This window comes from Streptomyces sp. LARHCF249 (genome assembly GCF_052871255.1).
On the sequence record NZ_JBIXJQ010000009.1, the window covers coordinates 187,143 to 212,469 of the forward strand.

23 protein-coding genes are annotated in these 25,327 nt (G+C 72.3%); 15 read left to right on the plus strand and 8 right to left on the minus strand.

All coding sequences use genetic code 11. The annotated features are described in order from the left end of the window. The first annotated feature begins 319 nt into the window (after positions 1-319). Positions 320-1,225, plus strand: coding sequence for an alpha/beta fold hydrolase (locus tag ACIPUC_RS25845; RefSeq protein ID WP_446592505.1), 906 nt, complete (start codon positions 320-322; stop codon positions 1,223-1,225). Between the two features lie 1,195 nt (positions 1,226-2,420). Here ACIPUC_RS25845 and ACIPUC_RS25850 read toward each other — a convergent pair. From ACIPUC_RS25850 to ACIPUC_RS25860, 3 genes are all read right to left on the minus strand, one after another. Next, the gene (locus tag ACIPUC_RS25850; RefSeq protein WP_446592506.1) at positions 2,421-4,061 is read right to left on the minus strand and encodes a transporter; all 1,641 of its coding nucleotides are present in this window, start codon (positions 4,059-4,061) and stop codon (positions 2,421-2,423) included. Beyond that, entirely contained in the window at positions 4,058-4,903 is an 846-nt protein-coding gene (locus tag ACIPUC_RS25855; protein WP_446592507.1) for an ABC transporter ATP-binding protein, read from the minus strand. Before ACIPUC_RS25855 ends, ACIPUC_RS25850 begins: the two co-directional genes overlap by 4 nt. Before the next feature lie 144 nt (positions 4,904-5,047). Next, positions 5,048-5,716 carry a bifunctional DNA primase/polymerase gene (locus ACIPUC_RS25860; protein WP_446592508.1) on the minus strand — a complete coding sequence of 223 codons (669 nt, stop codon included), beginning with the start codon at positions 5,714-5,716 and terminating at the stop codon, positions 5,048-5,050. Between the two features lie 232 nt (positions 5,717-5,948). Here ACIPUC_RS25860 and ACIPUC_RS25865 point away from each other — a divergent pair, with 232 nt between their 5' ends. From ACIPUC_RS25865 to ACIPUC_RS25875, 3 genes are all read left to right on the plus strand, one after another. Next, positions 5,949-7,331 (plus strand): transcriptional regulator, encoded by a 1,383-nt coding sequence (locus tag ACIPUC_RS25865; RefSeq protein WP_446592509.1) that lies wholly within the window; start codon positions 5,949-5,951, stop codon positions 7,329-7,331. Between the two features lie 145 nt (positions 7,332-7,476). Then, positions 7,477-8,769, plus strand: coding sequence for a hypothetical protein (locus ACIPUC_RS25870; protein ID WP_446592510.1), 1,293 nt, complete (start codon positions 7,477-7,479; stop codon positions 8,767-8,769). Then, the gene (locus ACIPUC_RS25875) at positions 8,766-9,227 is read left to right on the plus strand and encodes a hypothetical protein (RefSeq protein ID WP_446592511.1); all 462 of its coding nucleotides are present in this window, start codon (positions 8,766-8,768) and stop codon (positions 9,225-9,227) included. The genes ACIPUC_RS25870 and ACIPUC_RS25875 overlap by 4 nt, the downstream gene beginning before the upstream one ends. A 4-nt stretch (positions 9,228-9,231) precedes the next feature. Here ACIPUC_RS25875 and ACIPUC_RS25880 read toward each other — a convergent pair whose 3' ends face one another. Then, entirely contained in the window at positions 9,232-10,533 is a 1,302-nt protein-coding gene (locus ACIPUC_RS25880) for an ABC transporter substrate-binding protein (protein ID WP_446592513.1), read from the minus strand. A gap of 208 nt (positions 10,534-10,741) precedes the next feature. Here ACIPUC_RS25880 and ACIPUC_RS25885 point away from each other — a divergent pair, with 208 nt between their 5' ends. Together ACIPUC_RS25885 and purU are read left to right on the plus strand one after the other, a co-directional pair. Continuing rightward, complete coding sequence (locus ACIPUC_RS25885) at positions 10,742-11,188, plus strand: SCO4402 family protein (protein WP_446592669.1); 447 nt, start codon at positions 10,742-10,744, stop codon at positions 11,186-11,188. A gap of 14 nt (positions 11,189-11,202) precedes the next feature. After that, on the plus strand, positions 11,203-12,090 hold the full coding sequence (gene purU / locus ACIPUC_RS25890) for a formyltetrahydrofolate deformylase (RefSeq protein WP_446592514.1): 888 nt from the start codon (positions 11,203-11,205) through the stop codon (positions 12,088-12,090). Positions 12,091-12,206: 116 nt separating this feature from the next. Here purU and ACIPUC_RS25895 read toward each other — a convergent pair whose 3' ends face one another. Further along, positions 12,207-12,725: an EF-hand domain-containing protein gene (locus ACIPUC_RS25895; RefSeq protein ID WP_446592515.1), complete on the minus strand. Its 519-nt coding sequence runs from the start codon at positions 12,723-12,725 to the stop codon at positions 12,207-12,209. Between the two features lie 300 nt (positions 12,726-13,025). Between ACIPUC_RS25895 and ACIPUC_RS25900 the strand changes: the two genes are divergently transcribed. Next, positions 13,026-13,589, plus strand: coding sequence for a sigma-70 family RNA polymerase sigma factor (locus ACIPUC_RS25900; RefSeq protein WP_446592516.1), 564 nt, complete (start codon positions 13,026-13,028; stop codon positions 13,587-13,589). Further along, on the plus strand, positions 13,586-14,842 hold the full coding sequence (locus ACIPUC_RS25905; protein WP_446592517.1) for a maleylpyruvate isomerase N-terminal domain-containing protein: 1,257 nt from the start codon (positions 13,586-13,588) through the stop codon (positions 14,840-14,842). Before ACIPUC_RS25900 ends, ACIPUC_RS25905 begins: the two co-directional genes overlap by 4 nt. Positions 14,843-14,984: 142 nt before the next feature. Here ACIPUC_RS25905 and ACIPUC_RS25910 read toward each other — a convergent pair whose 3' ends face one another. After that, entirely contained in the window at positions 14,985-16,568 is a 1,584-nt protein-coding gene (locus ACIPUC_RS25910) for a class I adenylate-forming enzyme family protein (RefSeq protein ID WP_446592518.1), read from the minus strand. 170 nt (positions 16,569-16,738) lie between these two features. On the opposite strand from ACIPUC_RS25910, the gene ACIPUC_RS25915 reads away from it, so the two are divergent. The 5 genes from ACIPUC_RS25915 (at position 16,739) to ACIPUC_RS25935 (ending at position 21,556) form a co-directional block, all read left to right on the plus strand. After that, a complete protein-coding gene (locus ACIPUC_RS25915) occupies positions 16,739-17,950 on the plus strand; it encodes an amidohydrolase family protein (RefSeq protein ID WP_446592671.1) in 1,212 nt (403 codons plus the stop codon). Further along, complete coding sequence (locus ACIPUC_RS25920) at positions 17,950-19,104, plus strand: acyl-CoA dehydrogenase (protein ID WP_446592519.1); 1,155 nt, start codon at positions 17,950-17,952, stop codon at positions 19,102-19,104. Before ACIPUC_RS25915 ends, ACIPUC_RS25920 begins: the two co-directional genes overlap by 1 nt. A 5-nt stretch (positions 19,105-19,109) precedes the next feature. Beyond that, the gene (locus tag ACIPUC_RS25925) at positions 19,110-20,024 is read left to right on the plus strand and encodes an acyl-CoA dehydrogenase family protein (RefSeq protein WP_446592520.1); all 915 of its coding nucleotides are present in this window, start codon (positions 19,110-19,112) and stop codon (positions 20,022-20,024) included. 343 nt (positions 20,025-20,367) lie between these two features. Then, positions 20,368-20,832 carry an ATP-binding protein gene (locus ACIPUC_RS25930; protein ID WP_446592522.1) on the plus strand — a complete coding sequence of 155 codons (465 nt, stop codon included), beginning with the start codon at positions 20,368-20,370 and terminating at the stop codon, positions 20,830-20,832. A 298-nt stretch (positions 20,833-21,130) separates the two neighbouring features. Further along, entirely contained in the window at positions 21,131-21,556 is a 426-nt protein-coding gene (locus tag ACIPUC_RS25935; RefSeq protein WP_446592523.1) for a VOC family protein, read from the plus strand. A gap of 225 nt (positions 21,557-21,781) precedes the next feature. Here the strand turns inward: ACIPUC_RS25935 and ACIPUC_RS25940 are convergent, their stop codons facing one another. Beyond that, positions 21,782-22,486, minus strand: a complete 705-nt coding sequence (locus ACIPUC_RS25940; RefSeq protein ID WP_446592524.1) for a hypothetical protein — start codon at positions 22,484-22,486, stop codon at positions 21,782-21,784. Positions 22,487-22,716: 230 nt separating this feature from the next. Between ACIPUC_RS25940 and ACIPUC_RS25945 the strand changes: the two genes are divergently transcribed. Further along, positions 22,717-23,310, plus strand: coding sequence for an MBL fold metallo-hydrolase (locus tag ACIPUC_RS25945; RefSeq protein WP_446592525.1), 594 nt, complete (start codon positions 22,717-22,719; stop codon positions 23,308-23,310). Between the two features lie 27 nt (positions 23,311-23,337). On the opposite strand, the gene ACIPUC_RS25950 is transcribed toward ACIPUC_RS25945, so the two are convergent. Further along, positions 23,338-24,264, minus strand: a complete 927-nt coding sequence (locus ACIPUC_RS25950) for a cyclase family protein (protein WP_446592526.1) — start codon at positions 24,262-24,264, stop codon at positions 23,338-23,340. A gap of 108 nt (positions 24,265-24,372) precedes the next feature. Between ACIPUC_RS25950 and ACIPUC_RS25955 the strand changes: the two genes are divergently transcribed. Beyond that, positions 24,373-25,284 (plus strand): SDR family NAD(P)-dependent oxidoreductase, encoded by a 912-nt coding sequence (locus tag ACIPUC_RS25955; protein WP_446592527.1) that lies wholly within the window; start codon positions 24,373-24,375, stop codon positions 25,282-25,284. Positions 25,285-25,327: the final 43 nt, after the last annotated feature.

Consider the following 25,327-nt stretch of genomic DNA (forward strand, 5'->3'; position numbering starts at 1 on the left):
TGCTGGAGACGTTCGTGGTGTAGACGTTCGTGGTGTAGACGTCGTGCTGTAGTCGATTGTGGTGTGGATGTGGGCGGTCCCGGCGCCTTGCGGCGCCGGGACCGGTCCTCCCCTGGTGACCTGGAGCCCCGAGCTCTCAAGGTCGTCCCCTTCGGACCGTCTTCCCCGAGCGGCCCGCCTCCCTGTTGAAAGGATCTCCATCGGCAGTGGCGGCCAATCCTTGAGCAAGGTCACTCGAAAGAGCGGTGTTGTCGGCGAGACGCCCGTTTTCGAATACGGGTTCGATAGTCTGGCCGAGAGCGAAGGGGGTGCATCTGCGGTGGTACAGCGCATCGATGTGACAGGGGCCGATGGCGTGCGCCTGGCCGCCTGGGAGTTCCGCGAAGCGGCCCCCGCGGCCGCGCCCGACCCGCGCCCGGCGGTGCTCTTACTCCACGGGCTCATGGGGCGTGCCTTCCACTGGTCCGGCACCGCCCGCTGGCTCGGCGAGCACCGCCGGGTCATCGCCGTGGACCAGCGCGGCCACGGCCAGAGCGACCGCCCGCCGAACGGCCCCGCCCTCCACAGTTCCCTGGGGCGCGAGGCGTTCGTGGCGGACGCGGAGGCCGTCGTCGAGCAACTCGGTCTCGCCCCCGTGACCCTGATCGGCCACTCCATGGGCGCCCTCACCGCCTGGCAGCTCGCGGCCCGCCGCCCCGACCTGGTCGAAGCCGTGGTCATCTGCGACATGCGCGCCTCGGCCCTCGGCGAAGCCTCGCAGCAGGACTGGGAGGACTGGTTCCACCGTTGGCCGCTGCCCTTCCCCACGCAGGACGCCGCCCGCCGCTGGTTCGGCGAGGACGATCCCCGCGTGGAGCGCCCCGACCCCGGCCGCGGAGCCTTCTTCGCCGAGGTCATGCACGAGGCCCCGGACGGCTGGCGCCCGCTCTTCTCCCGCCGCCAGATGCTGACGGCCCGCGAGACCTGGGTGCACGACGCCCACTGGGAGGAACTGGCGCAGGTCCGCTGCCCCACCCTGGTCGTCCGCGGCCTGGACGGCGAACTCGGCCGCGCCGAAGCCCAGGAGATGGTCCGCGTCCTCCCGGCCGGCCAGTACGCCGAAATCCCCGACGCGGGCCACTACCTCCACTACGACCAGCCGACAGCCCTGCGCGCAGTCCTGGAGCCGTTCCTGGAGGGCGTCAGGGCGGACCGTCCGGCGGGTCGGGGGCTTCGGGGGGCCTGATTCCGCGCACTCCTCATCAGGGAGGGTTTGGGGGTTTCCCGCCAGTCCCACTGTCTCTCCGGGGCGGGCCGGCCTGTCAAGGGCGCTCCTCCTTCGTCGTCGCGTCGCTTCGCGATGGCCTTCGGCCACCCTTGACAGACCGCCCCGCCCCGGAAAGACAAGGACCGGCGGGAAGCCCCCAAAAGAACGGTCCACTGGTTCACGATTACGGTCAGATGGGCATCAGGGACCGGATCCTTGGTTCCCGGGGCCATGGCCTGCGCCCGGGCCCGTAGAGAGGTCATCCGGGGGTCGGCGGGTGCGCGCCAGATCGCTACGCGCTCCTCATATCTCGGCGTCCGCCGCCCGTCCGGGGCCCAACCCGCACCAGACAGCGCCTACCAGCCCCTGCCGAGCCAGTCGACGCGTCAGATCGCTACGCGCTGCCGTTGGATGGCGTCTCCGGGCCGTCCGGGGCTGGTAAGAGGCCACCCGCGCTCTTTGGAGAACGCGCACTGGACGTGCGGCAGCCCCGCGCGGGCACCTCGTCACTCGTTCGCCGATTGCGTCGCTGCAGCAGGAGGGGTGACCTCGTGACTGACCGGCATCACGTGGCTTATCAGCCCCGGACGGCCGTCAGTCGCCGTCAATGAGGAGCGCGTAGCGATCTGGTGCGCCCACCGGTCCGCCAGGCGCTTCTCATCGCTGTCTGGTGCGGGTTGGGCCCCGGACGGCCGTCAGTCGCCGTCGATGAGGAGCGCGTAGCGATCTGACGCGCCTACCGGTCCGCCAGGCGCTTCTCATCGCTGTCTGGTGCGGGTTGAGCCCCGGACGGCCGTCGGACGCCGAGATATGAGGAGCGCGTAGCGATTTGGTGCGCCCGCCGACCCCGGATCACTTCTCTACGGGCCCGGGCGCAGGCCATGGCCCCGGTGACCAAGGATCCGGTCCCTGATGCCCAGTGGCTGTCCTCGGAACCAGTGGACCGTTCTTTTGGGGGCTTCCCGCCGGTCCTTGTCTTTCCGGGGCGGGTCGGTCTGTCAAGGGTGGCCGAAGGCCATCGCGAAGCGACGCGACGAAGGAGCGCCCTTGACAGGGCGGCCCGGCCCGGAGAGACAGTGGGACTGGCGGGAAACCCCCAAACCCTCCCTGATGAGGAGTGTGGGTATCAGGCCCCCCGAAGCCCCCGCCCCCGCCCCCGCCCCCGCCCCGCCCCCTACCCCTTGCTCACCGCCGCCAGAATCTCCGGCAGCCTCCGGGCCACCACCGGGGCCGCCAGGCGCAGGCCCGACCAGGTGGCCAGGGTGCCCCAGGCCACGCCCAGGGGGAGCAGCAGCCAGGACACGTCCTGGAGGTCCGCCACGTTGAGCCAGATCGTCAGGGCGATCAGCGGGGCGCACAGCAGTGCCGACGCGAGCATTCCCCCGAAGATGCCCATCCAGGCCAGGCCGGCCTGCCCCGGGGCGACGTTCTTGAACGCGCCGTCCGTCGGGATCGAGTACGGGTACCGGGCCGAGGCCACCGCGCCCGTGCAGAGCATCGCGCCCAGCAGGGCCAGCGCCAGTCCCAGCGCCGCCGGGAAGCCGGACCAGTCGCCGACCAGGGCGGCCGTCACCACCGTCACGAAGACCGTGTACGGGACGGTGACCAGGGCCAGCGCACCGGCCCGCGCGCGCAGTTCCACGTACGCGTCCCGCGGTGTGGAGAGGGTCTGCGCGACCATCCAGAACGCCGACGTGTCCTGCCCGAACTGGTTGTACATCTGCACGCCGAGCATCCCGGCGCCGAAGCAGGCGAGGTAGAGCGAGCCCGTGCCCTGGAGGGCGTTGAAGACCGGGACGATCAGGCCGATCGCCAGCGCCGTCACCCACGCCGACTTCGTCTTCGGGTCGCGGACGGCGTAGCGCAGCGTCCGCTGCATGACGGCGCCCGTGCGGCCCGTCGGCAGCAGCGACCAGAGGCCGCCCTGGCCGCGGTCCTTCTCCGGTGCGGCGGCCGCGATGGTCGAGCCGTCCGGTGTGACCATCAGCTTGGTCAGGCTGCGCTCCCAGAACCACAGCAGCAGGGCCAGGGCGAGGAGCGTGAGGGCCAGTTGGGCGGCCGCCTGACCGTACGAGCCCTTGCTCGCGGAGTCCACCATGCCGACGGCGGTCGCCGGCGGCAGCCACCGCACCACCGCCTCGGCCGGCTCCAGCTGGGACAGTCCGCCCGCCTGGAACAGGCGCTGGCTGGCGAAGTTGGCCAGCTGCGCGCCCACCGCGATCAGCAGGCCGCTGAGCAGTGCCAGGTCCCGGCCCTTGCGGCTGGTCAGCAGCCGTACGTTGGCCGTGGCCACCGCCCGCGCGAGGGCCACGCAGCCCAGGAGCAGCAGCGGGACGGCCACCACCGCGGCCGCCACCCCGGCGCCGCCGCGCGCGACGGCGATCACCGAGCCGATCGCCAGGCACAGGGTGAACAGCGGCCCGATGCCGATCAGCGAGGAGGCCAGCAGGGCCCGTACCAGAGGACGCGGGCGCAGCGGCAGCATGACCAGCCGGCTCGGGTCGAGGGTCTCGTCCCCGGTGGGGAAGAACAAGGGCATGAAGGTCCAGCCCAGCGCCAGGATCGCGGCCAGCAGTACGACGACGGTGCCCGCGCGGGCGTTGCCGTGCAGCATGGCCAGGCCGAGCGTGACGAAGAAGCCGACGACCAGGGCGAAGACCAGCGAGGTGATCCAGGCGGCCTTGCGCTTGGAGGAGCCCTTCAGCCCGTTGCGCAGCAGCGACAGCTTCAGCCGGATGAAGACCGGGGTCAGTGAGGCGGGAGCGGCGGGAGCGGTGGAAGGCGCGGCAACGCCGGAGGACGTGACCGCGGTCATCGTGCGGCCGCCGTTCCGGAGCCGCCGCCCAGCCAGTCCAGGGAGTCGCCGGCGGCGTCGCGCCCGTGCGCGCCGACCAGTTCGAGGAAGGCGGCCTGGAGGGAGGGCGCGGAGCCCCGTACGTCGGCCAGCGGGCCTGCGGCGCGGATGCGCCCGGCGGCCATGACGGCCACCCAGTCGCACAGCGACTCGACGAGCTCCATCACGTGGGAGGAGAAGACGACGGTGGCCCCGGACGCGGTGTAACGTTCCAGCACCCCGCGGATGGTCTGGGCCGACACCGGGTCCACGCCCTCGAAGGGCTCGTCCAGGAACAGCACTTCGGGGTTGTGCAGCAGTGCGGCCGCCAGGCCGATCTTCTTGCGCATGCCCGTCGAGTAGTCCACGACCAGCTTGTGCTGCGAGCCGGCCAGGTCCAGGACATCCAGCAGCTGTGTGGCCCGCTTGTCGGTCTCCTCGCCCGGCAGCCCCCGCAGCCGGCCCATGTAGCCGAGCAGTTCGCGCCCCGAGAGCCGCTCGAAGAGCCGCAGGCCCTCGGGCAGTACGCCGATCCGCGACTTCACCTGGACCGGGTCCGCCCACACGTCGTGCCCGGCGACGAAGACCCGCCCCATGTCCGGGCGCAGCAGCCCGGTCACCATCGACAGCGTCGTCGTCTTTCCCGCGCCGTTCGGGCCGACCAGCCCGATGAACTGGCCCGCGGGCAGCTCCAGGTCGATCCCGGCGACGGCCACCTGCTCGCCGAAGCGCTTCCACAGACCTTCCACCCGCACGGCGGACGGCGCGGATCGCGCGCCACCCGTCCCGTACGCCCCGCCCGTCGCATCACCCTGGTCCGGCATGCGCCTGCCTCTCGTCACACGTCCCCGTTGGTCGTTCTTTCCTCACCATAGGAGGAGGGGGAGAGGCCTGAGCAGTTACTTATGTCATGAGTTTCCGGTCAGTAATGTCCCAGGCGGGCGGCCTGCCGGACCCCGGCCGAGGGATCAGCCCTGGCGCCGCTTGCGTTCGGCCGCGGCCTCGCTCCCGCACGCGTACGCCAGCGCGTCGATCAGCTCCTCCGTGTCCGGCAGCCACCGGTTCGCCGGCGTGGGCCGCCGCGCCCACTGGACCGAGCCCCGGCCGCCGAAGCGGGTGGGCGGGGCGGCCACGTACTCGCCCTCGCCCCGGGCGACGAGGTCGATCGCCGACGGCGTCCAGCCCAGCTTGCGCACGAGGTCCGCGACCTTGGCCCCGGCGCCCGGCAGGACGAAGAACAGCATCCGGTGGTCGGGCGTGAGGGTGACCGGCCCGAGCGTGCGCTCCATCCGCTCCAGCCGCGCCAGGGCCAGGAACCCGGCCGCGTCGGGCACGTCGAGCGCGTCGAAGGTCCGGCCCGTCGGCATCAGGATCGAGGCCCCGGGGTGCCGCCCCCAGATCTGCCGGACCCGCACCGCGCTGCCGGTGGCCTGCGCCGCCCAGTCCTTCACCGTCGGGTGCGCGCCCGGAGCGGGGCAGTCCGCCGCCCCGCAGGAGCACAACTCGCGTCCGTCTCCCGCCTCCAGCCAGGTGCCGGCGAAGACGTCCCAGTGCCGTTCTTCCGCGTACCGCACGGCATGGTCCAGCAGCTGCTCGCCGCGCTGCTTGGGGATGGGTGCGGTCTCCGTGACTCCCATGGTCTCTTCCACGCCCATCACAACTCCGCGGGTCACCCGGGGTTACGGGCGTAAACCGGCCGGTGGGCGGAGCATCGATCCTGCATGCGGGGCGCACCGATGCACGCGCGGGGGCGCGTAGGAGCTCGGGGCGCCGGAGTTGGGTAGCGACACGACGCAGAGCGGAAGATTCTCCGCACTTCAGGCGGGAAGTGATCAATCCAACGATCACCCGCGGCCTCAGGGGGTTTTCATGGCAGCCAGGCCTCTCGTCGCCCGCCAGCCGAACGAACGGCTGCAGGCGCTCATCCAGGAAGCCGGGTGCTCCAATGCCGGGCTCGCCCGGCGGGTCAACATGTGCGGGGCGGAACACGGCCTCGACCTCCGCTACGACAAGACCTCCGTGGCCCGCTGGCTGCGCGGCCAGCAGCCGCGCGGCCGGGCACCCGGAATCATCGCCGAGGCGCTCGGCCGCAAACTCGGCCGGACCGTCACCATCGACGAGATCGGCATGTCCAACGGCAAAAATCTCGCCTCTGGTGTAGGCCTGCAGTTCTCCCCGACCGTCGTCGGCGCCATCGAGCAGGTCTGCGAGCTGTGGCGCAGCGACGTGGGACGCCGCGACTTCCTGGCGGGCTCCAGCGTGGCCGCGTCCGCGCTCGTCGAGCCGAGCCGCGACTGGCTGATCACCGGCGCCGACCCGCATGTGGCACGTACCGGAGGATCGCGCGTCGGCATGTCCGACGTGGACGCGGTACGGGCCACCACCGAGGCCCTCAAGGAGCTCGATCACCGCTTCGGCAGCGGGCACGTGCGGCCGGTGGTCGTGCACTACCTCAACTCCGTGGTGTCCGGGCTGATCGGCGGCTCGTACCGGGAGCCCGTCGGGCGGGCGCTGTTCGGGGCGGTGGCCCGGCTGACGGAGCTCGCGGGCTACATGGCGGTGGACACGGGCCAGCCGGGCCTGGCCCAGCGCTACTACATCCAGGCGCTGCGGCTCGCGCAGGCGGCCGGCGACCGCGGGTACGGGGGGTACGTGCTCGCGGCGTCGATGAGCCACCTGGCCGCCGAGCTGGGCAACCCGCGGGAGATCGCGCAGCTCGCCCGGGCCGCCCAGGAGGGGACGCGGGGGCAGGTCACCCCGCGCGTGGAGGCCATGTTCTACGCCGCCGAGGCGCGCGGGCACGCGCTGCTCGGCGACAACCGGGCGACGGCGGTGCTGTCGTCGCGGGCCGTCACGGCGCTGGAGCGGGCGGAGCCGGAATCGGGTGACGACCCGGTGTGGATCCGCCACTTCGACCAGGCGTACCTCGCGGACGAACTGGCCCACTGCCACCGGGACCTGGGCCAGGCGGACGCGGCGGCCCGGCAGGCGGCGGAGGCGCTGCGGGGCCTCCCGGCGGGCAAGGCGCGCCGCCGGGCCATCGGGCTGTTCCTGCTGGCGGCGGCGCAGGTCCAGCAGCGGGAGGTGGAACAGGCCTGCCAGACGGCCACCCAGGCGGCGGACCTGCTGTCGGGCCTGCGCTCGACCCGGGGCGCGGAGTACCTGGACGAGTTCCGGGGCCGTCTGGAGCCGTACGCGCAGGAGGCGGCGGTCCGCGAGTTCACCGCCCGGCTGGAAGCCAGGGTCGCCTAGCGCAGTGGCCGGGCGGCGCGCAGGGGTTGCCGGGCAGGCCCGACGGGCCGGGCGGGGTTGCCGGGTGGCCTCCCGGTCGCGGTGTGTGACCAGGTAGCGTGACCGACGGTTCCGTAGGTTCGGGCGAGTCGGAGAAGGAGACCCGGTGACGGAGAACGGACAGGGGAGCGCCCCCCAGCCGGGTGCCCCGTGGGGTCCGGAGCCCGCGTACGGCTACCCGCAGCACCCGCAGCAGCCGTCGCAGCCTCAGCCGCCGGCGGACCCCGGGCACGTGGTGGGCCCCGGGTACGAGGGTCCGGGCGATCCGCACGGCTACGGCTACCCGCCGCTGCCGGAGGCGGTCACCCAGTACATCCCGCCCGTACCGGCGGCCCCCGCGGCCCCCGCCGCCTCCGCGCACGACGAGGCGGCGACGCAGTACATTCCGCCGGTCCCGGCCGCCTCCGCGCACGACGAGGCGGCGACGCAGTACATTCCGCCGGTCCCGGCCGCCCCCGCGCACGACGAGGCCGCGACGCAGTACATCCCGCCGGTCCCCGCCGCCCCCGCGCACGACGAGGCGGCGACGCAGTACATCCCCCCGGTCCCCGCCGCCTCCGGGCTCGAGCCGTTCGACGGGCTGTTCCGCGGTGACGCCGCCGCCGGGCAGACCCAGCACCTGCCCCCGGTCCCGCCGCGCTCCTATCCGCCGCGCGCGCAGGGCCCCGTACCGCCACAGCAGTACAACCAGCCACGCCCGCACCAGAACGCGCACCCGCAACAGAACCCGCAGTTCGCGCCGCCCCCGCCCCCACCGCCGGAGGCACCCCGCAAGGTCTCGCCCGCGATCATCGCCGCGGTGGTCATCGGCCTGGCCGTGGTCGGGCTGGGCGTCGGCTCGCTGCTCGGCGACGGCAAGCCGCAGAACAACGACCCGGGCGCGGTCGCCCCCACGGCGACCGCGAGCGGCGGCTCGGCGGCGCCCGCCGGCGAGGCCCCCGTCGACCCGGGCCGCCCGCAGGCCGTCCAGCTGGACAAGCTCCTCGCGGACAGCAACGACAGCCGGGCCGCGGTGATCAAGGCCGTGGACGACATCAAGAGCTGCAGCAACCTCGACCAGGCGGCCGCCGACCTGCGCGACGCGGCCCGCCAGCGCGAGGAGCTCGTCACCCGCCTCCAGGAGCTGAAGGTGGACCAGCTCCCCGACCACGCGAAGCTGACCGCCGCCCTCACCAAGGCTTGGAAGTCCTCCGCGGCCGCCGACAACTACTACGCGGCCTGGGCGGACGACGTGGACGACGACAAGTGCAAGGACGGCAAGGCCAAGGGCACCGAGAACGCCGCCGCCGGCAACAAGGCGAGCGGCGAGGCGACGAAGGCCAAGGAGTCGGCCGCGGCCCTGTGGAACACCATCGCGGCCAAGTACGGCCTCACCAAGCGCGACAAGTCGCAGCTGTGAGCCGGGCGTCCCTGTGGCGGCAGCTGTTCGGCGGCGAGCGCCCCGCGGCGGAGGCCGCCACGGCGCGCGAGACGCCGCCCGGGGCGGAGCCGCTGACCTTCGCCCGGGTCACGGCGCCGCTGACCGAGAACATGGCCGCCATCGACGGCGACTTCAGCGTGGAGGGAATCCAGAAGCTGGGGAACCCCGTCCCGATGCTGGTGGAGAACAGCGGGACGGAGCTCCTGGAGCTGTGGCTGGAGCCGTTCGGGCAGGACTACTGGCTACAGCCCGGCGAGAGCGTCACCGTCACCTCGTACGGCACCTGGCACGACCGCCCCTTCGAGCTGGCGCACATGCCCGGCCAGATCCAGATCTGGGCCTGCTCGTGCTTCGCCACCGTCACCTTCCCCGACGGCACCGAGGTCCCGGGCGGCCACCGGCGGCCCAGCGGGATGTACGAGACCTCCGGGAGCTGAGCCGTCAGGCCGCGCGGGGGGCCCGCTCCAGCGTCGCGGTCATGTCCATCGTCTGCTCGCCCTCCTGGGCGACGAGCCGGCCCGCCTGGACGACCTGGAAGGTGACCCGGCCGTTGACGATGCGGGGGAAGCCGGCGACGGCGCGCATGTCCTGGTAGCGCCAGCTCAGTTCCGGGGTGAGGCCGCCGGTGCCGACGGCCTCCGTCTGGTTGAGCACCCGCGCGACCTTGCGGGCCGTGATGTCCTCGTCCGGCTTGAAGCGCTTCACGATCTCGCTCAGCACGGTGTACGCGATCCACGTGGTCTGGGTCCCGCTGTCGTCGGGGTCGACGCCGTCGTCGCCGAAGGCGAAGTCGGCGATCACCTTGCGCATCGGGTCCCAGAGGGGATCGGCGGCCACCGGGTACCAGCTGGTCAGGAACGCGCCCTCGAGGGGGCTCTCCTTGCCGCCGGTGCGGTCCACCACGGACTGGCTGACACTGCCGAGGACCGAGGAGATCTGCGGCTTCTTGTTCTGCCCGTCGGCGCGGCGGAAGGCGTCGAAGAACGTCTCGGTGCGCTCGCCGAGGACGGCGGTCACGCACGCCTTGGCCTTCTCCTTGTCCTTGCTGCCGGCGGCGGCGCTCGCGGTGGTGTCGGCGAGGGCCTCGCGGGCCTGCGCCGAGAAGTCCGCGGAGTCCTCGGCCGCCCGGATGTCGGAGGCGTCGGCGATCTTGTTGGCCTTGAGGCCGGCGTTCAGCAGGACCGGCATCGAGTCGCCCGCGAGGGTGTCGGGGCGGACCAGGGCGACCTGGCCGCAGGCGCGGCCCAGCTGGTGGCCGGCGCCGGCGAGGAGGACGGGCTGGCCGCCGTTGACGGGGTACGAGAGGACCGACTGGAACTCCTCGGAGGAGACCCCGTAGCCGCCGATGAACGGGATGCCCTCGGCCTCGAGGGGGGCCATGAAGGCGCGTCCGTGCTGGCTGTAGGAGCCGACGACGGCGACGGCCTTCTCGTCGATGGCCTTGCGGGCGCAGTCGGCGGCGCCGCTGGGCGTGTTCTTCTCGTTGCAGGTCAGCACGCGCAGCTTGCGGCCGTTGATGCCGCCCTTGGAGTTGACCCAGCGCTCATATGCCTTGGCCATGCCGGGCATTCCGGGCATGTTGGTCGCCTTGGTGTCCTCGGGGGCGAACGTCATGACGGTGAGGGTCTGTCCGGAACCCCCCGGGCCGCCGGGGACCACCCCGCACCCGGCGACGAGACACGCACCGATCGCCGTGGCCAGGAAGGTGCGGGAGAGGGTTGCTGTGTGTCGCCAATCGGTCATGTCCATGCACCATTCCGCCCCACGGGTAACTGAAGAGTGAGGGGTCCACAACATCCGGTGACGTACAGGTGAATTGCCGGGGGGAATGGTCACCTCCGTTTGTTCACGGGCGCCTGAAGATCGCGGAGCGCGGGAACGTACGATCGGCGGCGTGACATTCGCCCAAGGTTCGAAGAACTCTTCCCGTCGCGGTGGCCGCTCCTCCACCATGGGCGGCATGCCCCTGAACGACATGCCGTGGTGGCGCTGGCGCAGCAACGTGCGCTCGGCGCTGCACATGCTTTCCGATCCGGCCTTCCACGAGGACACCTGGCTCGCCGGCGCCGAAGGCTTCGGGGACGTCACCGACGCCGTGTACCGGCTCGTCGAGGACACCTGGCTCGACAGCTGGTCGGCCGAGAAGTACGTCGGCACGATCTTCCGCGACTCACAGGAGGCGGCCCTGGTCGACCTGGCCGTGCTGCGGGTGCTCCGCATCATGCACCAGGTCGGTCCCGACGCGGCCGTCTCCGCCTACCTGGAACACCACGCCTGGCCCGAGGCGGTCCGCGCGGCGCGCGAGGCCCACGTACGGCTGGCCGCGGCCGACGGCGACGACCCGGACGTGCGGCCGCGGTCGCTGGAAGCGTTGAGGATCCTCACTCGCGCGGTGTGAAAGGCTATGCGGTCATGAGCGACCCGCAGCCCGAGGCACAGCCCCAGCCCCAGCCCCCGCAGTACGTCCTGACCATGTCCTGCCCCGACAAGCAGGGCATTGTGCACGCCGTGTCGAGTTACCTCTTCATGACCGGCTGCAACATCGTGGACAGCCAGCAGTTCGGAGACCGGGAGACCGGGCTCTTCTTCATGCGGGTGCACTTCGAGGCCGAGCCGGCCGTGACAGTGGAGAAGCTGCGCGCGAGCTTCGCCGCGATCGGCGACTCGTTCAAGATGGACTGGCAGATCCACCGCTCCGACGAGCGCATGCGGATCATCCTGATGGTGTCGAAGTTCGGCCACTGCCTCAACGACCTGCTGTTCCGCTCGAGCATCGGGGCCCTGCCGGTCGAGATCGCGGCCGTCGTCTCCAACCACACGGACTTCGCCGAGCTGGTGGGCTCGTACGACATTCCGTTCGTGCACATCCCGGTGACCAAGGAGACGAAGGCGGCGGCAGAGGCGCAGCTGCTGGAACTCGTCCGCTCCGAGAACGTCGAGCTGGTCGTCCTCGCCCGGTACATGCAGGTCCTGTCCGACACCCTGTGCAAGGAGCTGAGCGGACGGATCATCAACATCCACCACTCGTTCCTGCCGAGCTTCAAGGGCGCGAAGCCGTACCACCAGGCGCACGCGCGGGGCGTGAAGCTGATCGGCGCGACCGCGCACTACGTGACGGCCGACCTCGACGAGGGGCCGATCATCGAGCAGGAGGTCGAGCGGGTGGGCCACGAGGTGACCCCGGACCAGCTCGTCGCCGTCGGGCGCGACGTCGAATGCCAGGCGCTCGCCCGCGCGGTGAAGTGGCACAGCGAGCACCGCGTCCTGCTGAACGGCTCCCGCACGGTGGTCTTCGCGTAGCCCGTCCCCAGGTGGGGCGCGGGCCGTCGGCCGGGGGCGGGGCGGGGTGGGCCCGGTCGCGGCCCCGGCACAGGACGAGGCCCCGGCCCCGGTCCCCCGCGAAGTCCCGGCAGGGGTCAGGCGTCAGGGGCCTCCACGCCGCAGTACGACGCGAACGCCACCAGGATCTCGTCCTCCGAGATCCGCCCGTCCCCGTCCGCGTCCAGCGCCGCGGCCACACCCGCGGCCCGCTCCGGCGCCGTGCCCAGCACGCGCAGGACCCGGGCCGCGGCCGCCGGCGTCGCGCCCGCGCCGTCCTCGTCCGCCACCGCGATCACGGCCCGCAGGAACGGCCGCGCGATCTCCGCGAACCGGTCCGGGCTGTCCCGCAGCCGCTTCGCCGCCCCGGTGATGAACTCCTCGCGGGACACCCGCTGGTCCCCGTCGACGTCCGCGATTCCGGCCATGCCCTGCCAGAACGCCTCCGCACCGGCGAAGACGGCCTGGCCCCTGTCCGACCGGGCCGTGACGCCGAATTCGGCCAGGACGGCCTTCGCGGCCGCGCTGAAGTCCTCCCGGTCGATATACCCGGACCCGTCCTGGTCGAAGGTGGCGAATCGGGCGGCGATCTTGCGCTCGTACTCTGCGCTGTCCATGTTCGGCGTTCCGCCTTCACGTGTGCGGTGGGTTCAGATCAAGACAAGGCAGGAGCGTAAGGCCTCAGTGGCCTGTGCGTTAAGCGAACGGGTCAAGGACGCGAACGCATCGAACCCGCGCACGGGAAGCGCGACGGGGCGCGTACACCTGTCCCCATGTGCCGCCGCCCATACCACGGTTCACACACCGCCACGGCCCTATCACGGAGGGCTCACTTCCAGGGTGACCTTCGCGCAAAACGGGCGCGATCGGCCAGGTGCCCATTACATTCGATGCGTCGACACACGGCTGGGGGCAGTATGCCGAAGGACGTACCACCGCGCTGGGACCGCCGCATGCAGCAACGCCTCGCCCGCGGCGAGGCCGCCGCGCTCGGGGAGCTGTACGACCGCTTCGCCTCGCTCGTGCACAGCCTGGCGCACCGGGTACTGGGCGACGAGAAGGCCGCGGACCGGATCACCCGCGAGGTCTTCGGCTACATCTGGGAGAACCCGGACGCCTACGACCCCAAGCAGGGCTCCATGCGCTCCTGGGTCGCCCGGATCACCCAGGGCCAGGCAGTGGCCCGGCTGCGCCAGGCCGAACTGGGCCGCGGCTCCCGCGAGGAGCTCGAGCAGAAGGTGCGCAGCGCCAACGCCGCCGCCCGCGCGGACTACATCGTGACCTCCATGCCCGCGCCGCTGCGTGCCGCGCTCGAACTCGCGTACTTCAAACGGCGCGACTACCGGCAGGCCGCCGCCGACCTCCAGATCAGCGAGGACGAGGCGCGGCGCCGGCTGCGGCTGGGCCTCCAACTGCTGTCGACCGCCAACGCCCTCCCTCAGGAGGACACCGCCCAGTCCGGATATGGAACGTCGCGATGAACGGCCCCGCCGAGTGGCCCGAGGACGGATACGAGCGCCCCGGTGGCCCGGCGCGGATACCGGGTCCGCGCGGCGCCGCGGACGACCTCGATCCGCGGCAGGCGCCGCGGGCACCACGGGCTCCGCAGTTGCAGCCGCTGCCCGCGGTCCCGCCCTCCCACGCCGTACTGAAGTCGCTGCTGGGCGCGTGGGCGCTGGCCGCGTGCTCCGCCGAGGAGACGCAGGCGGTGGAGGACCACCTCACCGAGTGCGCGCCCTGCGCGGAGGAGGCGCTGCGGCTGCGCGACGCGGTGGGGCTGCTGCACCCGGAGGAGAACCTGGACCTCAAGCCGCTGCTGCGCTCGCGGGTCCTGGAGGACTGCCTGGGCAAGCGGCCGGCCCGGATCCCGGTGCCGGTGTGGGCGAACCCGTACGACACCGAGACCGCGCGGCTCGACGCGCTGCTGCAGGACTTCGGGGACTCGGAGTGGCACACCCCGGTCCGGCTGAAGTGGTTCGAGGAGGAGCGGCGCACGTCGCGCCGGACGACGGTGGCGGGGGTGATCGGGCATCTGCTGGCGGTGGACGGGCTGGTGGCCACCGCGCTGGGGCTGGACGATCCGCTGGGCAAGGAGGCGCCCGCGGGCGCCGGTCCGGCCGGGCGGACGGAGCACTTCTGGCAGGCGTCGGCGTACCCGGCCACGCGGCAGGTCCGCGAGCCGTGGCGGGAGCAGGGGCACACGCTGGTGCGTACGGTCTCCTTCGCGGGCCGGGGCGTGGCGGAACTCTCGGTGGACTACGGGGATTTCGCGCTCCCTCTCGGGGACGCGTTCCTGGAGCGGGCCTTCGAGTGCTGGGTGCACGCGTGGGACATCGCGGAGGCGGTGGACTACCCGTACGACCCGCCGGCCGGGCCGCACTTGCACCGGATGATCGACCTGGCGGCGCGGCTGCTCCCCGGGGCGCTGGCACAGCGCCGCCGCGCGGGCCTCGCCGCTCCGGCGCGGGGGCTGGTCGCGGCGGGTGCGCCGGGGCGGACGCTGCACCTGGAGATCGAGGGTGCGGGCGGGGGCGGGTGGGACATCGCGCTGGACTCGCCGGGGGCCGTGCCGTCGGCTGACCGGACGGTGGCGGAGATCGCGCTGGACCGCGTCGAGTTCTGCCAGCTGGCTGCCGGGCACATCTCCCCGGAGGAGGCGGCCGCGGGCCAGCACGGCGACCGCGAGGCCATCCGCGACGTCCTCTTCGCCGCCGCGTCCCTGAGCCGCATGTAGCCCCGCTCCCGCCGCTGCCGGGGCTCCGGGCCGGTCCGGGCGGAGCCCCACGCGGCGGAGCCGCACACGGGCACCGCGGGAAGGGGCGGAGGGGGGAGGGGGGAACCGCCTCGCGCAGCGGCCCCCGCACCAGCGGCCCGGGTCAGGCGAAGCGTTCGCGGAGGCGGTACTTCAGGACCTTGCGGAGGGCCTCGTTGCGCGGGAGCGCGTCCAGGACCTCCAGCTGCTCCGGCAGCTTGTGCGTGGCCAGGCCCGCGGCCCGCAGGTGGGCCGTCACCTGCGCCAGCGTCAGCGTCGCCGCAGCCGAACCCCCCGCGGGCTCGACCACCGCACACACCCGCTCCCCCCGCTCCTCGTCCGGCAGCCCGATCACCGCCACATCGGCGACCCCCGGCAACTCGTGCAGCAGGTCCTCGATCTCCTTCGCCGAGATGTTCTCGCCCTTGCGGATGATGACGTCCTTGCTGCGCCCGGTCAGCACCAGGTACCCGTCCTCCGTGAGGTGCCCCAGGTCGCCCGTGACGAAGTAGCCGTCCCGGTCGAACACCTCCGCCGAATCCGCCGAATCCGCCGACCGCTCCCGGTTCAGATACCCCTGGCACACCGCCTCCCCGCGCAGCCGCACCTCCCCGTCCACCCCCGCCGCCAGCGGCGCTCCGTCCGGGTCCGTGATGCGGATGGACATCCCGGCCGGGGGCCGGCCCTCGGTGGCGGCCAGGTGTTCCGCCGTGTCCTCCGGGTCGCCCATGGTGATCATCGGGACCTCGGTCATGCCGTAGCCGTGGGTCAGCCGGCAGCCCATCTCCCGTACGACGGCGTGGTAGATCTCCGGCGGCTTGGGGGCGCCGCCGCCCGCCAGGAGCCGCAGCGAGGGGATCAGCGGGACGCCCGGGGCCTTGCGCTGTTCGGCGAGGAACATGGAGTAGAAGGCCGTGGAGCCGCCGGCCACGGTGACCCCGTGGCGGCGGTAGCCGGCCAGCGCGTCCGGCATCGCGAACTTCTCGAAGAGGACCGCGGGGAAGCCGTACAGCAGCAGCATCACGGTGTAGTCCGGCCCGGCTATGTGCGCGAAGGGGAAGGCCATCGAGCCGACGTCGGCCGGGGTCAGCCGCAGGGCGTGCGCGAGGCAGGAGCCGCCCGCGATCAGGGAGCGGTCGGTGTGCAGCACGCCCTTGGGGTCGGATGTGGTGCCGGAGGTCCAGTAGATCCACCGCACGTCCGTGCCGGAGGCGGGCGGCGGGGGCAGTACGGAGGGGTCGCCGTCCGGGAGGCCGCAGTACGCCTCGAAGACGCCGCGCGCGCCGAGCCGTCCGGCCATCGCCGTGTGGTCGAAGCCCCGCCAGACGCCCGGGACGGCGAAGAACTCGGCCTTGGACTCGCGGAGCGCGAAGCCGACCTCCCGGTCCCGGTAGAAGGGGATGACGGGGGACTGGACGGCTCCGATCCGGGCGAGGGCGGCCGAGAGCAGGACGGTCTCGATGCGGGTGGGGAGCTGCCAGGCGACGACCGTGCCCGGGCGCACGCCCATGGCGTACAGGCCGGCGGCGGCTCGCTCGGAGCGGTCGCGGAGCTCCCCGAAGGTCAGGCGGCGGTCGTCGGCGGGGCGTTCGGCGGCTTCGATGAGGACGGTGGCGTCCGGGGTCAGGGCGGCGCGGCGGGCGATCAGTTCCCACAGGGTCGCGGACCGGCTCAGTTCCCTCGCGGTGCGGGTCGTCGCGTCCGTCATCCCAGGCCTCCCCATAGCCGACTGGCTAGCTAACTGACGGATAGTCAGATCAAGCGGAGAGCGTAGGGCTCCGGCGCTTGTCGGTCCAGGGGTGGCGGGGCTAGCTTGTTTCTGACGATCCATCAGATTGGGGAGATGGCATGGGACTGGACGGCATGGAACTGGACGGCATGGGACTGGAACTGCCACGGATCATCAGCGTCGACGACCACGTGATCGAGCCCGCGCACCTCTTCGACGTCTGGCTTCCCGCCAAGTACCGGGACCGCGGCCCCAAGGCGCTCACCGCGGGCATCGGCGAGCTGGAGTACACCGGCGGCAAGTACGTGATCACCATGGACCCCGACGGCCCGCCGACCGACTGGTGGATCTACGAGGACCTGAAGTTCCCGTACAAGCGCAACATCGCCGCCGTCGGCTTCGACCGCGACGACATGACGCTGGAGGGGATCACGCGGGAGGAGATGCGCCGGGGCTGCTGGGACCCCAAGGCGCGCCTCGCCGACATGGACCTCAACCACGTCGAGGCCTCGCTGTGCTTCCCGACGTTCCCCCGCTTCTGCGGGCAGACCTTCGCCGAGGCCCGGGACAAGGAAGTGGCGGTCGCGTGTGTCCGCGCCTACAACGACTGGATGGTCGAGGAGTGGTGCGGAGACAGCGGCGGCCGGCTGATCCCGCTGTGCATCATCCCGCTGTGGGACATCGACCTCGCGGTCGCGGAGATCCGCCGCAACGCCGCCCGGGGCGTACGGGCGGTGACCTTCTCCGAGATCCCGACGTACCTGGGTCTGCCGTCGATCCACTCCGGCTACTGGGACCCCTTCTTCGCCGTCTGCCAGGAGACCGGCACGGTGGTCAACATGCACATCGGGTCCAGCTCCCAGATGCCCGCCGCCTCACCCGACGCGCCGCCCGCCGTCCAGGCCTCGCTCAGCTTCAACAACGCGATGGCCTCGATGATGGACTTCCTGTTCAGCGGGGTGCTGGTGAAGTTCCCGACGCTGAAGCTGGCCTACAGCGAGGGGCAGATGGGCTGGATCCCGTACGCCCTGGAGCGCGCCGACGACGTCTGGCAGGAGCACCGCGCCTGGGGCGGGGTCCGCGACCTGATCCCCGAGCCGCCGTCCACGTACTACTACCGGCAGATGTTCTGCTGCTTCTTCCGCGACAAGCACGGCATCGCCTCGCTGGACGTGGTGGGCCGCGACAACGCGACGTTCGAGACCGACTACCCGCACGTGGACTCGACCTTCCCGCACACCAAGGAGGTCGCCCTGGACCACGTGCGCGGTCTGGACGAGGAGACGGTCTACAAGCTGATGCGCGGCAACGCCATCCGCATGCTCGGCCTGCCCCTCGACCAGGACCGCAAGGGCCGCTGATGGACCTGACCTACACGGAGGAGGAGCAGGAGTTCCGGGCCCGGCTGCGCGCATGGCTCGCCAAGGTCCTCCCCGGGCTGCCGGCCAAGCCGTCGCCCGACGACTGGCCCGGGCGGCGGGCGTACGACCTCGGCTGGCAGCGCAGGCTGTACGAGGCCGGGTACGCGGGCCTGCACTGGCCGCTGGACGCGGGCGGCCGCGGGGCCACCCCGACCCAGCACCTGATCTTCCTGGAGGAGACCGAGCGCGCGGGGGCCCCGTACGTCGGAGCCAACTTCGTAGGGCTGCTGCACGCGGGCCCGACCATCGCCGCCGAGGGGACGGCCGAGCAGCGGGCGCGCTGGCTGCCGCCCGTCCTGCGCGGCGACGAGGTGTGGTGCCAGGGGTTCAGCGAGCCGGACGCCGGCTCCGACCTGGCCTCGCTGCGTACGCGCGCGGTCCGCGACGGCGACGAGTACGTGATCACCGGGTCGAAGATCTGGACCTCGCACGCGGAGGTCGCCGACTGGTGCGAACTGCTCGTACGGACGGACGTGCAGGCCCCCAAGCACCGCGGGATCTCCTGGCTGGCCATGCCCATGGACGCGCCGGGCGTCACGGTCCGGCCGCTGCGCACGCTCGCCGGCTCCACGGAGTTCGCGGAGGTGTTCCTGGACGAGGTACGGGTGCCGGTCGCCCACCGGGTCGGGGCCGAGAACGACGGCTGGCGGGTCACCATGGTCACCCTGTCCTTCGAGCGGGGCACGGCCTTCGTGGGGGAGGTCGTCGCCTGCCGCCGGACCCTGGGCGAGCTGGCCCGTACGGCGAAGGCGAACGGACGCTGGGACGACCCGGTGGTACGGCGCAGGCTGGGGCGGCTGTACGGGGAGTTCGGCGCCCTGTGGCGGCTCACGCAGTGGAACGTGAGCGAGTCGCAGAGCACGGGAGGCGTCCCCGGCATCGGCGGGTCCGTCTTCAAGCTCGCCTACTCGCACGCGCGGCAGGAGCTGTACGAGGTGGCGGCGCAGGTGCTGGGCCCCCTGTCCCTCTCCCTGGAGGAGGAGTGGACGCTGGACCGCCTCTCGTCCCTCTCGTACACGATCGCGGCGGGCACCTCGCAGATCCAGCGGAACATCGTCGCCGAGCGGATCCTCGGCCTCCCGAAGGGCCGGTGAGGGGCATGGACTTCCAGCCGACCGAGGACCAGCGGGACCTGAAGGCAGGCGTACGGGACCTCCTGGCGGGCCGGTACGGGCGCGAGGCCCTGCGGGCGTCGGTGGACACGGGGGTCTGTGTGGACCGGGGGCTGTGGCGGGAGCTGGGGGAGGCGGGCTTCTTCGCGCTGCGGCTGCCCGAGGCGGACGGCGGGGTCGGGCTCGGGCTGGCGGAGGCGGTGCTCGTCTTCGAGGAGGCCGGGCGGGCGCTGCTGCCGGGGCCGCTGGTGGCCACGCACCTGGCGGCCGGGGTGGTTCCGGGGGCGGCGGCCGGGACGGCGGTGGTCACCGCCTTCGACCTGGGCGGGGGCCTGGTCTCCCACCTGGGGGAGGCGGACGCGGTGCTGGGCGCCCCCGAGCTCCCCTCCGGCTCCCGGGTCCGCTCGGCGGACCCGCTGACCCCGCTGCACCGCGTCTCGCCGTACGTCCCGCCGTACGACTCCTCGTACCTCTCCTCGTACGTCTCCCCGGGGGCGCTGCTGACGGCTGCCCTCCAGGTCGGGAGCGCGGGGCGGACGGTGGAGCTGGCGGTGCGGTACGCGGGGGAGCGCGAGCAGTTCGGGCAGCCGATCGGGGCGTTCCAGGCGGTCAAGCACCTGTGCGCCCGGATGCTGGTGCGGGCGGAGGTGGCCCGTACGGCGGTCTACGCGGCGGCGGTGACGGCGGACGACACGGAGATCGCGGCGGCCAAGCTCCTCGCGGACGAGGCCGCGGTGACCAACGCCCGGGACTGCCTGCAGGTGCACGGCGGGATGGGCTTCACGTGGGAGGCGGACGTCCATCTGCACCTGAAGCGGGCGTGGGTGCGGGCCGAGCAGTGGCGGACGGCGGCGGAGTCGGAGGAGCTGCTGGCGGCGGAACTGCTGGAGGCGGCGCCGTAGCCGACTGACCGTGACGGGAGGGTACGGGGGGTACGGGGGGTACGGGAGGGAAGGCGCGGGACGCATGTCCGATTACAGAGAGTTGATATCGGTTTGTGTCCTTCGCCCGCCTGCGTACGGACCGGAGTCGGGGGGTCGCTCCGGTACGCTCCCACGAATGCGAGCGGTTGAGCGGCGCAGGCGTCGCACAGTATGCACCACGCCCACTCCTTCGCGCGGGAATATGCCCGAAGCGCTTGTTGTGGTGACTGTACGTCAACCATGCTGCTCCGCAAGGGGATCACAGTGGGTGATCCCATCCTGTCGCGAGGCGAAGTGTCCGCCGGTTCGGATGGTGTGAGCGGTGCAGGTGCTTCAGGTTCAGCTGGAGGTAGGACCGGACCCCGCCGAGGTCGGCCGGGCGCGCCGGTGGGCCCGGTCGCGGCTGGCGGGGTCGGGGATAGGGGACGACGAGCCGCTCGCGGAGACGCTGATCCTGCTGATCTCCGAGCTGGTCACGAACGCGGTCGTGCACACCGGCTGTCCGGCGGTGCTGCGGATGCTGTTCGGGGGGCCTGGGGTGCGGGTCGAGGTCGCGGACGCGAGCGACCGGGCGCCGGCCCGGCGGCAGGCGGCCGGTGACGACACGGGCGGACGCGGCCTGGAACTGGTGGACGGCCTGGCGGACCGCTGGGGCTGGCAGCGGGAGGGCGCGGGCAAGCGGATCTGGTGCGAGATCGACCGCGCGGAGAAATCGGCGTCGGACGGCGCCACGGACGGCCCGCAGGAAAATCACCCCTCGATGAGGGAACCGCGCGTGTACCTCTAACGAGGTGTTGACGTTCCGTCACATCTTGATCACCCTGGTGTGGAGCGATTCGACGCGAGGGGACGCCAAGGGCACGCCTTGACGAGTGCGGGTCGCGGGGTGGCGGCTGCCGTGCCGCGCTCGGGGCGTGCATGCGCACCGCCGCCACCCGCAGGTCTTCCCGTCCCCGAATCGGTCACGCGGGGGAAAGGTGCTCCGACTAGGTCATGTTCTGGCCTAATTGCTGGCTATCGTCGGGTTCGGCCGTGAGGGTGTGCGGCTGGATCCGACATGTGTGACGGCGAAGGAGGGGGCAGGCATGTTGCGAGGTCTCACCACGGTCAGTTTCTGGGCTGCCGATCTGGATGCGGCGAAGCGCTGGTACTCCGAACTGCTGGGGGTCGAGCCGTACTTCGAGCGTCCTGGGTACGCCGAGTTCCGGATGGGCGACTACCAGCACGAGCTCGGCTTGATCGACAGCCGCTACGCTCCCGCCGGCGCCGCGGCCGGTCCGGGCGGGGCCGTCGTGTACTGGCACGTGGACGATGTGCGGGCGGTCTTCGAGAAGCTGCTGTCCATGGGGGCGAAGGAGTACGAGGGCCCGGTCGAGCGGGGCCCCGGGTTCGTCACCGCTTCGGTGACCGACCCCTTCGGCAACATCCTGGGCGTCATGTACAACGCGCACTACTTGGAGATCCTGGGCGCGGCGGGCGCGGCGGGCGCGGCGGGCGCGGCGGGCGCCTGAGCGGGTCGAGCCGACCCGGGGTTGTGCCGTGCCGCCCGGCACGCCGCGGCCCGCGCGGCGAACGGCGAGGCCGGGGATTTCGCCGAGCGCTCGTACCCGGAGAACTTCAACGCCTGGGACTGACGATCGGGAGGCCAGTGGCCAGTGGCCAGTGGCCGGCGGTCGTCCGCGAGCGCGCCGGCCGCCGGCCTCCTGCCGGCCCGGGGTGCGGGCAGTCGGCTTCGCCTAGTTGTCGGCGCAGATCACGTCGTAGGGGCGGCCCACCGCCATGGTCAGTTCCATGGGCTCGCTGGTGCCCGACGGGCACTCGCTCTTCGTCTTGACCAGGCCGAGGACCTTGTAGGTGCTCGAACCGCCCGTGGCGCAGGCGACTTCCTGGGCCTGGTCGGTCACGCAGTCGCCCTTCACCAGCTGGCCGCCGCCCGCGCCCGGGTCGCCGGGGTGGTCGTCGGACAGGTTCCGGCCGCAGACGGTGTTGGTGGGGATGCCGCTCTTCTTGCCGCTGCCGTAGGAGATGCTCACCTCGATCATCAGGTCGGTGCCGGGCGGGCACTGGATCGAGCCGGGGAGGATGCTCGCGTCCTTGATGTCGATGGCCTTGAAGGTGGCGCCGGAGGCGGTGCACTTCTGGGGCCGGTAGCCGTCGGGCTTGTTGTCCGGGTCGGGGCCGCCGCAGTCGCCGACCTTCCACGAACTGGACGTGTCGGAGGAGGACTCGGGGTTCCCGGGGTCCGAGGGCTTGGCGGACGGGGATGCCGTGGCGGAGGCCGATCCCTTGGGCTTGCCGTCGTCCTTGCCGAGCCACTGCGAGGCGCCGTAGATGCCGGCGATGACCAGGGCGACGGCCAGGAAGCCGGCGAGGCCTCCGTTCGACCGGCGCCTGGGGGGCTGCGGCGGGGGCGGCGGCGTGACCGCGTAGGGGTTGGCCATGGGTCCTCCTGAGGTGAGGGTGCGGGTCCGGGGAATGGCGCGCGAACGGTGACGCGTCATGGACACCTCATGGTTCCACGGGGCGGGGGACCGATTGACCGTGGGGCGGCCGCCCGTTCAGCGGCCGCTGCCGGCCTCGCGCCCCCGTCAGGACCAGTTGGCACGAAACCCGCGATCACCGGCACAAGAGCCACTCGTGGCAGTGGCGGGCGGGGCGCGAAGGTAGGGGCATGACAGACCAGCCGCTCGGCCGCAGCGCCGTGTACACCGTCCTGACCACCGGCTACACCACCTCCACCGGACCGGGGGTCGCCGCCACCGTCTCGTACGTCACCGACGGCGAGCGGCACGTGATCGTGGACCCCGGCATGGTGGCCCACCGCGACCGGATCCTCGGCCCGCTCGCCGAACTGGGCCTGGGGCCCGACGACATCACCGACGTCGTACTCAGCCACCACCACCCCGACAACACCATGAACGTCGGGTTGTTCGCCCGGGCGCGGGTCCACGACCACAAGGCGGAGTACCGCGACGACCAGTGGACCGACCGGGACGCCGAGGGCCATGAACTCACCGGCTCCCTGCGCCTGATCCGCACCCCGGGCCACAGCCCCGAGGACATCACCCTGCTCGCCGGCACCGCTGACGGCGTGGTCGCCTTCGTCGGCGACCTGTGGTGGCGTCCGGACGGCCCGGCCGAAGACCCGGTGGCGCCGGACCGGGACGTCCTGCGCGGCTCGCGCGTACGGGTCCTCGCGGCGGCCGACGTGATCGTCCCGGGGCACGGTCGGCCGTTCCCGGCGGGGGACGGGGCCCCGCTGTAGCGGGAAGCGGGACGGGCGTCAGCGGCGTCAGAGGACGGCCACCGGGGCCACCGGGGTGCCCGTGCCGCCGACGAATGGTTCCGGCATGGCCGACAGGAGGAAGGCGTACCGGTTCTCTTCCGCACAGGCTGTGGACAACTTTTCGAGATTCCAGTTCTGGCCCTGGAGCATGCCCATCTCGACCAGGTCGAGGGCGTGCACCGGAAGCCACAGGTTCTCCATCTCCGGCGGGAAGATCTCGAACGTCAGCGTGTCGTTCGCGACAGCCGCCACGTCCCGCGCGTGGAACCACTCCGGGGTGTGCACGGACAGCCCCGGGGACGGGAAGCCGTAGCCGTGCTTGTCGCCCGCCAGGTAGACCTGGATCTGGCCGGTGCGGACCAGGACGATGTCCCCGGAGCGGACCGCGACCCCGCCGAACTCCTCCGCCTCGGCGAGGTCCCCCGGGGTCACCGCGTGGCCCCCGGGCAGCCGGTCCAGGCCCTTGGCGCGCGCCACGTCCAGCAGGACGCCCCGCGAGACGATGGGCCCGGCCTTGTCGATACCGCTGAACTCCGACCGCGCGTGGGCGGTGATCGAGGAGGCCGGGCGGCCGTTGTAGATCTTCCCCGAGTGCGAGACGTGCGTCAGTGCGTCCCAGTGGGTGCCGGCCTGCAGGCCCATGGTCACGGCGTCGTCGCTGCACGCCACCGTGCCCGGCCCGAACAGCTCCTGGTTGATCTGCACCATCGTGTGCAGCGGGTTGATCCGGCCCGGGATCATCCCCGCCTGCACCCCGTCCTCTTTGAGGGGGAGGGCCAGCGGGATGCGGCGGCCCGTGCGGATCTCCGCCGCGGCCGCACGGACGACCCCGTCGGTCACCAGGTTCAGGGTGCCGATCTCGTCCTCGGCCCCCCAGCGGCCCCAGTTGTTGACGCGCTTGGCGATGTCGTGGAACTCGGCGGGCAGTGACATGGGCCTCAACAGCTCCTTGTGTGGAAACGGCAACGAGGGCTTGTGCAGGTGCGTCTGACTCCCCATAGAATCTAACGGTCCGTCAGAAAACGCGGGAAGGGGCCGGACGTGGGGAACTTCTTGACAGGCAAGGTCGTCGCCGTCACCGGTGCCGGCCGGGGCATCGGGCGGGCCGTGGCACTCGCCGCGGCCGCCGAGGGCGCCAAGGTCGTCGTCAACGACTACGGAGTGGGCATCGAGGGCGGGGAGCCCACCAGCGAGATCGCCGAGTCCGTGGTGAAGGAGATCCTCGCCGCCGGCGGCGAGGCCGTCGCCGTCGCCGACGACATCTCCACCATGGCGGGCGGCCAGCGCATCGTCGACACCGCGCTCGCCCGGTACGGGCGCGTCGACGGCGTCGTGTGCGTGGCGGGCATCCTGCGCGAGCGGATGCTCTTCAACATGTCCGAGGAGGAATGGGACCCGGTGGTCGCCACGCACCTCAAGGGCACCTTCACCGTCTTCCGCGCGGCCTCCGCCGTCATGCGCCGCCAGGGCTCGGGCACGCTCATCGGCTTCACCAGCGGCAACCACCAGGGCTCCGTCGCGCAGGCCAACTACAGCGCCGCCAAGGGCGGGATCATCTCCCTCGTCCGCTCCGCCGCGCTCGGCCTGGCCAAGTACGGGGTCACGGCCAACGCCGTCGCGCCCGTCGCCCGCACCCGCATGTCGGCGGGCGTCCCCATGGAGCTCAAGGAGATCGGCGAGCCCGAGGACGTCGCGGCGCTCGTCACCTACCTCCTCAGCGACCGGGCCAAGGCGGAGGACATCACCGGGCAGGTCTACACGATCGCCGGCCCGAAGATCGCCGTCTGGGCGCAGCCGCGCGAACTGCGCGCCGGGTACGCCGAGGGCTCCTGGACCCCGGAGAAGATCGCCGACTTCCTGCCCGGGACGGTCGGCAAGGACCCGATGCCGATGCTCGCGCAGCTGGAGGCCATGGCCAGGGCGGCGGCCGCCAAGGACCGCCCCAACGCGTAGCCGTACGGGGCCCGGGACCTACGGGGACAGGACAGGGGGAGCG